Source organism: Streptomyces sp. NPDC050704 (assembly GCF_040654355.1).
Taxonomy (GTDB): Bacteria; Actinomycetota; Actinomycetes; order Streptomycetales; family Streptomycetaceae; genus Streptomyces.
Map to the genome: position 1 here is coordinate 14048 of NZ_JBFAHW010000065.1, position 11546 is coordinate 25593.

The following is an 11546-nucleotide window of genomic DNA, read 5'->3' on the forward strand; positions in this document are numbered from 1 at the left end:
ACGTGGTGCGAGTCGGCACCGCACGGCGGGTGGGCGCTGATAGCCGTGGTCCATGCTGCGCACCCCCACGACCTCCCGTACCGGGATGTCAGGCCCAAGGGCCCCTCGACGGCTCCGGACGGCCCTCCTCGCCTCCGCCGCCTCCGCCTGCCTCATCGCCGCGAGCGCCCCCTCGCCGGCCCCGCTCGGAATCGGCGACCGCCTCTTCCCGTACCTGGGCAACCCCGGGTACGACGTCACGGCGTACGACCTCGCCTTCACCTATCCCGGCAGCAACAGCAAGCCACTGCCGGCCGTCACCACGATCGAGGCCCGGACGACGGCCTGGCTGGAACAGTTCAATCTTGACTACTCGCACGGAACGGTGCGATCCGTCGAGGTCGAGGGTGCGCCGGCGGAGTTCCGGAGCGCGGGTGAGGACCTGGTGGTCACTCCCCGGGAACCGCTGCCGCCCGGTGTCCGGATGCGGATCACCGTGCGCCACGACAGCAACCCCATGCCTGGGAAGGACGAGGAGAGCGGCTGGGTGCGGACCAAGGACGGTCTCGCCATGGCCAACCAGGCCGACGCCGGACACCGGGTCTTCCCCGGCAACGACCACCCCTCGGACAAGGCCCTTTTCACCATCCGGGTCACCGCCCCCAACGGGTACACGGCCGTCGCCAACGGGCTCCCCGTAGGAGTGGTCCGCCGGGCCGCGGCCACCACCTGGACGTACCGGACCGAGCACCCCATGGCCACCGAGCTGGCCCAGGTCTCCATCGGCCGTTCCGCCGTGCTGCACCGAGAGGGACCGGACGGTCTGCCCGTACGCGACGTGGTGCCCACCAAGGACCGCGAGCGGCTGGAACCGTGGGTCAGGAAGACGCCTGGCCAGATCGCCTGGATGCAGGAGAAGGTCGGCCGCTACCCGTTCGAGACGTACGGACTGCTGATCGCCGAGGCGCGGACCGGGTTCGAACTCGAGACACAGACGCTCTCTCTCTTCGAGAGAGAGCTCTTCACCCGGCCCGAGTACCCGAAGTGGTACGTCGAGGCGATCATGGTGCACGAGCTGGCGCACCAGTGGTTCGGTGACAGCGTCGCCCCGCGGACCTGGTCCGACCTGTGGCTCAACGAAGGACACGCCACCTGGTACGAGGCCCTGTACGCCGAGGAGAAGGCCGACAGGCCCATGGAGGCGCGGATGCGTGCCGCCTACCGCGCCTCCGACACCTGGCGGGCCGCCGGTGGCCCGCCCGCCGCGCCCAAGGGGGCCGAGCCCGGCGAGAAGCTCAGCATCTTCCGGCCGAACGTCTACGACGGGAGCGCCCTGGTCCTGTACGCGCTGCGCGAGGAGATCGGCCGGCCCGCCTTCGAGCAGCTGCAGCGGACCTGGGTGAGCACCCACCGCGACGGCGTGGCGGACACCGCGGACTTCATGCGCCTCGCCGCAGGTATCGCGGACCGCGATCTGAGCGGGTTCTTCGAGGCGTGGCTCTACGGGGAGAAGACCCCGCCCATGCCGGGGCACCCGGACTGGCGCAGCGCGCCGCCCGCGGAGAAGGCCCCGAAGAGCACGCGATGACCCGTGACAGTCCGCGATGAACAGTCCGGAATAACTCGATGACGAGACGGGCCGTGCCGTGCGACCATCGTCGGGTCAACGACGCCTCAGGCCGACGACACGGCCCTCCGGTACTCCGGCCGGGAATCTCCCGGCGGCCCCGGACGTTGTGGTGGGTGACGGATCGCAGTCCGTCGCCCCAGAGGTACCCCATCGACGTAAGGACCCAATGACCTCCTCTTCTTCCCCTTCCCAGGACACGCAGAGCCTCGCGCAGAACTACCCCGACGGTCTTCGGGCCGATGCCCTGATGGAAGAGGACGTCGCCTGGAGCCACGAGATCGACGGAGAGCGGGACGGCGACCAGTTCGACCGCTCCGACCGCGCGGCCCTGCGCCGCGTGGCAGGCCTCTCCACCGAACTCGAGGACGTCACCGAGGTCGAGTACCGACAGCTCCGCCTGGAGCGCGTGGTGCTCGTCGGCGTGTGGACCACGGGAACCGCGGCGGACGCGGACAATTCCATGGCGGAGCTGGCCGCTCTCGCGGAGACCGCGGGTGCGCTCGTACTCGACGGAGTGGTTCAGCGCCGCGACAAGGCGGACCCGGCCACGTACATCGGGTCCGGCAAGGCCAACGAACTGCGTGACATCGTTCTCGAAACGGGCGCCGACACGGTCATCTGTGACGGTGAGCTGAGCCCCGGCCAGCTGATCCACCTCGAAGACGTCGTCAAGGTCAAGGTCATCGACCGTACGGCCCTGATCCTCGACATCTTCGCCCAGCACGCCAAGTCCCGAGAGGGCAAGGCGCAGGTCGCGCTCGCGCAGATGCAGTACATGCTGCCGAGGCTCCGAGGCTGGGGTCAGTCGCTGTCCCGTCAGATGGGCGGCGGCAAGGGCGGCGGCCTCGCCACCCGTGGTCCCGGTGAGACCAAGATCGAAACCGACCGGCGTCGGATCCGCGAGAAGATGGCGAAGATGCGCCGGGAGATCGCGGACATGAAGACCGGCCGCGAGATCAAGCGCCAGGAGCGCCGTCGACACAAGGTGCCGTCGGTCGCGATCGCCGGTTACACCAACGCGGGCAAGTCCTCGCTGCTCAACCGCCTCACGGGCGCGGGCGTGCTCGTCGAGAACTCGCTGTTCGCGACCCTCGACCCGACCGTGCGCCGGGCCGAGACCCCGAGCGGGCGGCTGTACACGCTGGCGGACACCGTCGGCTTCGTACGCCACCTGCCGCACCACCTCGTCGAGGCGTTCCGCTCCACGATGGAGGAGGTCGGCGACTCCGACCTGATCCTGCACGTGGTGGACGGTTCGCACCCCGCACCGGAGGAGCAGCTGGCCGCCGTACGCGAGGTCATCCGTGACGTGGGCGCGACCAAGGTGCCCGAGATCGTGGTGATCAACAAGGCGGACGCGGCCGATCCGCTGGTGCTCCAGCGGCTGATGCGGATGGAGAAGCGTTCCATCGCGGTCTCGGCCCGCACGGGCCTCGGCATCGACGAGCTGCTCGCGCTCATCGACGTCGAACTGCCGCGTCCCTCGGTCGAGATCGAGGCGCTCGTGCCCTACACGCAGGGCCAGTTGATCGCGCGTGCCCACGACGACGGCGAGGTGATCTCCGCGGAGCACACCCCGGAGGGCACGCTGCTGAAGGCACGGGTGCACGAGGAACTGGCGGCGGACCTGGCGCCGTACGTTCCGGCGCCCGCCGCCTGATCCACAGAGCGAAACGGCCCGCTCCCTCTCGTAGGGGGCGGGCCTTCGCCATGGGTCCGAGGCGCCGGCGAGCGAGGAACCGCCGGACGTACGGCGCTACTTGGCGCCGTACTCCCTGCTCATGTTGTCGAAGAGCGTTTCGGCGCCCTTTCCGAGCTGTGGTCCCGCGAGCCAGGTGTTGTCGGCCGGGCCGATCGACGTGTTCGAAACCAGCTTGGTCGTGCCGTCGACGACACGGAACCAGCCGCCACCGGACGAACCGCCGGTCATCGTGCAGCCGATGCGGTACATCGTCGGCAGACTCGGGCTGAGCGAGAGACGGCCCGGCCGGTCGACGCACTTGTGCATGATCAGGCCGTTGTACGGCGGCGCGGCCGGGTAGCCCCAGGCACCCATCGCTCCCGCGTCCGCGGCGGCCGGCGTGGAGAAGTCCACGTCCAGCGCGGTGCCGACGGTCTCCTCAAGGGACTTGGAGCCCGACTCCGGCTTCACATGCAGCACCGCGTAGTCGTACGCGGCACCTTCGCCGCCCGACTCCGAGCCGCCCTGAATCCACTCGTCGGAGGTCGAGACCCAGTCCGCCCAGTACTGGCCGTACGGAGCGATCTCCTGCTGAGCCGCGCCCGCCAGCTCGGACTCGGACTTGCCGAGGTCGTTGTACGCGGGGACGAAGGCGATGTTGCGGTACCAACCGCCGCCACCTCCGGCGTGCACGCAGTGGCCGGCCGTCCACACGAGGTTGGACTTCCCCGGGTTGCGCGGGTCCTTGACGATCGTGCCCGAGCAGACCATCGAGCCCTCGGGGGAGTCGAAGAAGACCTTGCCGACCGGGGCGGCGTTCTCGTGGTACGGGGTCTTCTCCCGGGTGGCGGTGACCGGGGACGGCGCCGGGTCGCTGATGCCCTGGTCGGCCGACGCGTCCTTCGCGGAGATCGTCTTGTCCGGGTCCTTGGCCGACTTCATCCGCTCGGGCTTCCAGAGGCCGTCGATCACCGGGTTGACGAAGTCCTTGGCCTCACTGAGCCACTTGTCCTGGTCCCAGTTCTTCCATTCGCCGTTCTTCCACCGGTCGACATCGATGCCGTGCTCCTTGAGCTTGTCGGCGATGTCGGCGGGAATCTCGATCTTGTCGTCGCCCGCGGCCTGGGAGGTGGTGCCACCGGGTTTGTCGGCGGCCTTGTCGTCACCCGGGCCGCAGGCGGTGGCGGTGAGCGCCAGGGCCGCTACCAGCCCGGTGGCGGCGAGCACGCGGCGCCGCCCGCGCCTGCTCGCGAAAGACGGACGTGTGGAACCCATGGTGCTGTTACCCCCGATTGAACGTGCACAAGTCATGTACGGGTCGGGCGCGAAGTCGGCTCTCCGTGAAGCCCGCGCCGCCGCGACACCTCACTATGCCCGCCGAGTCGGGGACGAACGGCGGCGGGGCGGTGAAGGTTTCCGTGAGGCGTCCCGCCGCCGTCCGACCCCGTACCGCTACCCCTGACCGGCGAACTTCTCGCTCACCTCGTCGTAGATCCCCTTGGCCTCCGCGCCCAGGTGCGGGCCCGCGAGCCAGCCCGCGCTCACCGGGCCGATCGAGGTGTTGGACACCAGCGCGGGCTTGCCGTCGGAGCCCGTCGCGACCCAGCCACCGCCCGACGAACCACCGGTCATGGTGCACCCGATGCGGTACATCGTCGGCTCGGACTCGGCGATCGAGAGCCGCCCCGGCTGGTCCGCGCACTGGAACATCGTCTCGCCGTCGAACGGCTTCGCGGCCGGATAACCCGTCGCCGTGATGTCGCCGACCTCGGACACGGTCGGCGCGTCGAAGTCCACCGGAAGGGCCGAACCGACGGTCTCCTCCAGGGACTTGCCGTCACCGCCCTTCTCCGGCGTCACCTGGATGACGGCGAAGTCGTACGCGGCACCGTCACCGCCCGTCGCGCCGCCCTGTTCGATCCACTGATCGGAGGTCTGCGCCCACTCACCCCACCAGACACCGTACGGAGCGACCTCCTCCTGGGTGGCGTTCTTAAGGTCCGCCGCCGCCTTGGCGTCGTTGTTGTACGAGGGTACGAAGGCGATGTTGCGGTACCAGCCGCCCTTCTTGCCGGCGTGCACACAGTGGCCCGCGGTCCACACCATGTTGGACTTGCCCGGGTTGGCCGGATCCTCGACCACCGTCGCCGAGCAGACCATCGTGCCCTCGGGGGAGTCGAAGAACACCTTGCCCGCCTCGGGGGCGTTGTCGTGGTACGCGGCCGGAACCGCCTTGGCGGCGACCGGCGCGGGCTCCGGGTCGGTCACGCCCTGGTCACCGGAGAGGTCGCTCTCGTCGACGCCTTTGCCCTGGTCCGGGTCCTCGGCCTCACGCATGCGGTCCGGGTCCCACAGGTCCTCGATGATCGGGTTGATGTAGTCACCGGCCTCGCGCAGCCAGTCGTCCTTGTCCCAGTTCTTCCAGGCGCCGTTCTTCCACTTGTCGACGTCGATCCCGTGCTCTTTGAGCCTGTCCTTGATGTCGTCCGGGATCGTGATCTTGTCGTCGCCGCTGCCGGCCGCGGAGGCCGATGCGTCGCCGCCCGCGTTGGTGTCGTCGCCCGAGGCACAGGCGGTGGCGGTCAGCGCCAGCGTGGTGGCCAGGCCGACCGCGAACAGCAGGGGAGAGGTTCCGCGGCGCGAGCTCCTCCCTCGACGGGCGGCGAACGACGGGCGTATGGGTCGCATGGTGTGACTCCCCCTGGAGGTGAACGAACAACTCTGTGCTGCCACATGTGGCTGTGCGCGGATCCGGGGACCCGTACGTACCTGATGTGAACCGTGGGCGCTGATCAGCAGGAATCGCTGAACGGCACCACAGACTATGCCGTTGCTGTGGGGGACTTCCGACGGAACCGCAACGGTTCCGTCACGGCAAGGATCTTCGTCCCGCCGTTGCCCCTCGCGGTCCCCGTCGTTGGTACGTACGGGGGACGTTCCGGCTGTGTTCATCCCCTTGCCGCCTCCCACCCGGCGGCCGAGCAACTCGCCTCTGGACAGCGGGAGGACCGACAGACATGGCTGTGACCGAGTCTGCGCCCGAGGTGGCGCCCGCACCGCACGAGGCTGTCGCGCAGCCTGCGCCCGGTGGGCCGGCCGAGGGGTCCGCGGTGATGCCCGCGGTCGGCGAACGCCCGGACACGCGCCCGGTGTTGGGGGCGCGCGCGGCGCACGACGGGATTCTGCGGCGGCAGTCGGCGCGCGAGTCCGCGGCGCGCACCTACGCGCGCGCCCTGCCGATCGTGCCCGTGCGGGCACGCGGGCTGACGATCGAGGGCGCCGACGGGCGCCGTTATCTCGACTGCTTGTCGGGCGCGGGGACGCTGGCGCTCGGGCACAACCACCCGGTGGTACTGGAAGCCATCAGAAAGGTCCTCGATTCGGGGGCACCCTTGCAGGTCCTCGACCTGGCCACACCCGTCAAGGACGCGTTCACCACCGAGCTGTTCCGCACGCTGCCGGCCGGGCTCGCCGACCACGCGCGCGTGCAGTTCTGCGGGCCCGCCGGTACGGACGCCGTCGAGGCAGCGTTGACCCTGGTGCGTGCCGCGACCGGGCGCAGCGGGATCCTCGCCTTCGCCGGCGCGTACCACGGGATGACCGCGGGAGCGCTCGCGGCATCCGGGGGCGCGTCCGACGTACGTGTCGCGCGCCTGCCCTATCCGCACGACTACCGCTGCCCGTTCGGCATCGGCGGTGAGCGCGGGGCCGAACTCGCCGCGCGCTGGACCGAGTCCATCCTCGACGACACCAAGTCCGGGGTGCCGAGCCCGGCCGGGATGATCCTGGAGCCGGTGCAGGGCGAGGGCGGAGTGATTCCGGCGCGGGACGACTGGATGCGGCGGATGCGGGAGATCACGTCGGCCCGCTCCATCCCGCTGATCGCCGACGAAGTCCAGACGGGGGTCGGCCGGACCGGCGCCTTCTGGGCGGTGGAGCACAGCGGCATCACGCCCGACGTGATGGTCCTCTCCAAGGCCATCGGCGGCAGCCTGCCGCTGGCCGTCGTGGTCTACCGCGACGACCTCGACGTATGGGAACCCGGCGCCCACGCGGGCACGTTCCGCGGCAACCAGCTCGCCATGGCAGCAGGCGCCGCGACTCTCGCCTACGTCCGTGAGAACCGTCTCGCCGAGCGCGCCGCCTCTCTGGGCATCCGCATGCTCACCCAACTCCGGGGCCTGGCCGCGGACTTCGCCTGCGTGGGCGACGTACGAGGCCGCGGGCTGATGATCGGAGTCGAACTCGTGGACCCCGACCAGCCGTCGGCGTCCACCGGAGGACCGCCCCCTGCCGCCCCCGAACGGGCGGCCGCCGTCCAGCGGGAGTGCCTCCGACGTGGACTGATCGTGGAACTCGGCGGCCGCCACTCCAGTGTGGTGCGGCTACTCCCACCGCTCACGATCACTGACGAGCAGGTCAGCGCCGTGCTCGACCGGCTGGCGGACGCGGTGGCTGACGTCGCGTCCGCGGGGCTGGGCGGGCGAGGAGCTGCGGCACCCGGGCAGGCCGGGCAGGCCGAGTGCTCCGGATAGGCCCGCGCCGCGGACGGTGGGGGCGGCTTCGGCGGCACGGACGGCTTGGACGGCTTGGCGTGAGCCGCCGGACCTGTCGTCGTGCGGTGATACCCGCAGGGCCTCACCAGCGGCTCTGCCTCCTTCCCCATACCTCCCCGTACCGAACGGCATCTCGGCCAGAAGACGCCCTCCACCCGAACTGACCAGCAAACACACAGCCCCGACGTACGCCAGAACAGCCCTGGTTCGTCGCCGCACGAGCCTGAACCACCTCACAAGGAACCCTCTTGAACGTCACTCCCGCCCCTGACGGCCGTCCCCACACCCACGAGCGCGGAGCCCGAGGCACGCAGGCCCCTCTCGGGCCGGGGGCCCAATCGGTCCCCAGGCAGAAGGGAGGACCCCGGGGGTCCGAACGGCTGCGCGGTGCCACCACCGACCTCCTGGAACACCCCGATCCGCACACCGCGGCCCAGGCCGCGGCCATCGAGAACCTGCTCCGCTGCTGGGTACGCGAGCACGACCTCCACGCTCACGACGACGGCACCCTTCGCATCCCACTGCCCGCCAGCGGCGCCTCCCTCGTTGCCCCTGTCCACTACTGGTCCTCCACGGGATGGCACCGCTTCGGCCTCCCGTACCTCTCCGACACCGCTGACCAGGCGCCACCCACAGACGCGGTCACACTGGCCGCCCTGCTGGGACGAGAGACACCGACGGGCCGGGTTCCTGCCCAGCCACATTCCTCCGGCGGCGCGAACGCACTTGCCGAGCCACCCCTTCCCGCCGACGCGGTTGCGCCCGGCGAGCCGGCCGCCTCCGCAGGGGCGAATGTGTCTCCCCGGCCAGACGCCGCAACCGACAGCGGAGACCTGGTCAGCCGAGTCGCCGACTCCATGCGGCGAACCGTCGTGTTCATCACGGACCGCAGGGAGAACCCCACCGACGGCGAGGACCTCTTCCTCTCCGCCGAACAGGCGCTGCTGCTCGGTCACCCGCTGCACCCCACCCCGAAAAGCCGCGAGGGACTCACCGAGGCCGAAACGCTCCGCTACTCACCCGAGTTGCGCGGCTCCTTCCCTCTGTCCTGGATGGCCGTTGCCCCTTCCGTGCTCGTCACCGACTCGGCCTGGACCGAGCGGGGGCGCCCCGTACCCGCGGAGCAGCTCACCCGTCGGCTCGCCGGCGCCGGGCTGCCGCTGCCCGACGGGTACACCGCGCTGCCGATGCACCCCTGGCAGATCCGCGAGGTCCGCCACCGACCCGAGACGGCGAAACTGCTGGATGTCGGCCTGCTCCAGGACCTCGGCTCTCATGGCTCCTCGTGGCACCCCACCTCCTCCGTACGCACCCTTTACCGCTCCGGCGCCCCTGCGATGCTGAAGCTGTCGCTGAGCCTGCCGATCACCAACTCCCGCCGGGAGAACCTCCGCAAGGAGCTCCACCGTGGCGTCGAGGTCCACCGCCTGCTCCGCGGCGGCCTCGCCGAACAGTGGCAGGCGGCCCACCCGGGCTTCGACATCGTCCGCGACCCGGCCTGGCTCGCGGTGAACGACCCGCACGGCAACCCCGTACCCGGGCTCGACGTGATGATCCGCCACAACCCGTTCACGCCGACGGACGACGCCTCTTGCATCGCCGGACTCGTCTCACCCAGGCCCCAGACCCAGCCCGCCGGACAGGAGCAACGCGCCGAGCAGAGCAGGCCCACGATGCGGTCCCGGCTCACCGAGATCGTCACCCGGCTCGCCGGGCGCACGGGCCGTCCGCGCGGAGCCGTCGCCGCCGAGTGGTTCCTCCGGTACCTGGAGCAGGTCGTACGCCCCGTCCTCTGGCTGGACAGCGAGGCCGGTATCGCGCTGGAGGCCCACCAACAGAACACCCTGGTCCTGCTGGACACGGAAGGCTGGCCCATCGGCGGCCGCTACCGCGACAACCAGGGCTACTACTTCCGCGAGTCCCGTCGAACGGAGCTGGACAAACGGCTCCCCGGGATCGGTGAACAGAGCGACACCTTCGTCTCCGACGAGGTCACCGACGAACGCTTCGCCTACTACCTCGGCATCAACAACGTGCTCGGTCTCATCGGCGCCTTCGGCTCCCAACGCCTGGCCGACGAACGACTGTTGCTCGCCGCCTTCCGCCGCTTCCTCACCGATGTCGCCTCCGGCCCCGCCCGACTGCGTACCTCCCTGCCCGTCCACCTCCTCGACTCACCCGTCCTGCGCTGTAAGGCCAACCTGCTGACCCGGCTGCACGGCCTCGACGAACTCGTCGGCCCGGTCGACACCCAGTCCGTCTACGTCACCATCGCCAACCCCCTTCATTCCTGAGGAACATGACCCACCCCGTCTCCTGAGAGGAGCGTCGCCGTGCCTCCCACCGATGCGAGCACCGACGCCGGTACCGCCCCCTTCTCCACCGTCGACAGCAAAACCGGCCCCGGTGCGGACAGCGAGGACACCCTCGACCTGCGTCTGCCCGACGAATTCCTCGCGCTCTTCGCCGGGGAGGCCGAAGCAGCCGGTGGGGTCGCGGAACGGGACGAGGAGATGGGGACGGCGCGGGGCATGGCGAAGGCCGTCTTCGCCACTCAGGCCGGTGACGACCTGCTCGACCGTGTCGGCGACTGGGGGCCGACGGCCACCTCAGCGGGCGTCTTCCACCTGGTCCCCGTACGCATTGACCGCGACCTTCCGCTCATCAGCCGCTGGATGAACGACCCTGCTGTAGCTCCCTTTTGGGAGCTCTCGGGACCAGAGACGGCGACCGAGAATCATCTGCGCGCTCAACTCGGCGGCGACGGGCGCAGCGTCCCCTGCCTCGGAGTGCTGGACGGCACGCCGATGAGCTACTGGGAGATCTATCGCGCCGACCTCGATCCCTTGGCCCGCCACTATCCCGCCCGCCTTCACGACACCGGGATCCACCTCCTCATCGGTGGTGTCGCCAATCGCGGGCGAGGACTGGGCGCCATCCTGCTCCGAGCCGTCTCCGACCTTGTCCTTGACCGACGTCTCTCGTGCGCACGCGTCATCGCGGAGCCCGATCTTCGCAACACCCCCTCCGTGTCAGCCTTCCTCAGTGCCGGCTTCCGGTTCTCCGCCGAGGTCGATCTGCCCGATAAGCGGGCAGCCCTCATGGTCCGAGACCGGGCCCTGCGCGATCTGTTGTAGCGCCGTCACTTTTAGTACACCGCCCGTCCCGATCAGGTTCCCAGTCGAGGAGTCTCCGTGCCGAACCCGTCCGCCACCCCGGCTTCCGGGGAGCCGTCCTTGCTCTACGACCCGCCCGAACTGAGCCGGGAGCGATGGGAGGGAGCCGGGCGCCGCCTGCTCGCCAAGATGATCGGTGAGTTCGCCCACGAGGAGATCCTGCGGCCGGAGCCGGCCGCGAGCCGTGCCGGTGGACAGGAGCCTGGCGGAAAAGCGCCTGATGGAAACGCGCCAGGCAAACACGCCGTGCCCGATGGACCGGCCCTGCCCGGCGAATCCGCCGACGCCGGTGGACCGGCCGAGCCCATCGGATCTGCCGCACTCGACGGGCCGGTCGTGCCCGATGGCCCAGCAGCGCCCCACAGAGCTTCCGCGCACGATGGGCCAATGGCGGTCGCCTCAGCCGCCGTTTCTCCCGGGGACGCAGCGCCGGTCAAAGCTCCTCACCCCAGAGGAGACGATTCGCCAACCTTGACGAACGCCCAGCAATCTCCCCCCACTCTTCCCGCGGCTGGGCAGCCGGC

At 70.2% G+C, this 11546-nt stretch carries 7 protein-coding genes; 5 read left to right on the forward strand and 2 right to left on the reverse strand.

What is annotated here, in order from left to right; genetic code table 11:
* Positions 1-85: 85 nt before the first annotated feature.
* Both AB0I18_RS32025 and hflX read left to right on the forward strand, forming a co-directional pair.
* Entirely contained in the window at positions 86-1567 is a 1482-nt protein-coding gene (locus AB0I18_RS32025) for a M1 family metallopeptidase (protein WP_363109123.1), read from the forward strand.
* A 208-nt stretch (positions 1568-1775) separates the two neighbouring features.
* Entirely contained in the window at positions 1776-3269 is a 1494-nt protein-coding gene (gene hflX, locus AB0I18_RS32030) for a GTPase HflX (protein ID WP_363109124.1), read from the forward strand.
* Between the two features lie 96 nt (positions 3270-3365).
* On the opposite strand, the gene AB0I18_RS32035 is transcribed toward hflX, so the two are convergent.
* Both AB0I18_RS32035 and AB0I18_RS32040 read right to left on the reverse strand, forming a co-directional pair.
* Positions 3366-4565 carry a hypothetical protein gene (locus tag AB0I18_RS32035; protein WP_363109125.1) on the reverse strand — a complete coding sequence of 400 codons (1200 nt, stop codon included), beginning with the start codon at positions 4563-4565 and terminating at the stop codon, positions 3366-3368.
* Positions 4566-4742: 177 nt separating this feature from the next.
* Positions 4743-5978: a hypothetical protein gene (locus AB0I18_RS32040; RefSeq protein ID WP_363109126.1), complete on the reverse strand. Its 1236-nt coding sequence runs from the start codon at positions 5976-5978 to the stop codon at positions 4743-4745.
* Between the two features lie 425 nt (positions 5979-6403).
* Between AB0I18_RS32040 and AB0I18_RS32045 the strand changes: the two genes are divergently transcribed.
* From AB0I18_RS32045 to AB0I18_RS32055, 3 genes are all read left to right on the forward strand, one after another.
* Positions 6404-7825 (forward strand): diaminobutyrate--2-oxoglutarate transaminase family protein, encoded by a 1422-nt coding sequence (locus AB0I18_RS32045; protein WP_363109152.1) that lies wholly within the window; start codon positions 6404-6406, stop codon positions 7823-7825.
* Positions 7826-8094: 269 nt separating this feature from the next.
* Entirely contained in the window at positions 8095-10140 is a 2046-nt protein-coding gene (locus AB0I18_RS32050; RefSeq protein ID WP_363109127.1) for an IucA/IucC family protein, read from the forward strand.
* Between the two features lie 39 nt (positions 10141-10179).
* Positions 10180-10983, forward strand: coding sequence for a GNAT family N-acetyltransferase (locus AB0I18_RS32055; RefSeq protein WP_363109128.1), 804 nt, complete (start codon positions 10180-10182; stop codon positions 10981-10983).
* Positions 10984-11546 lie beyond the last annotated feature (563 nt).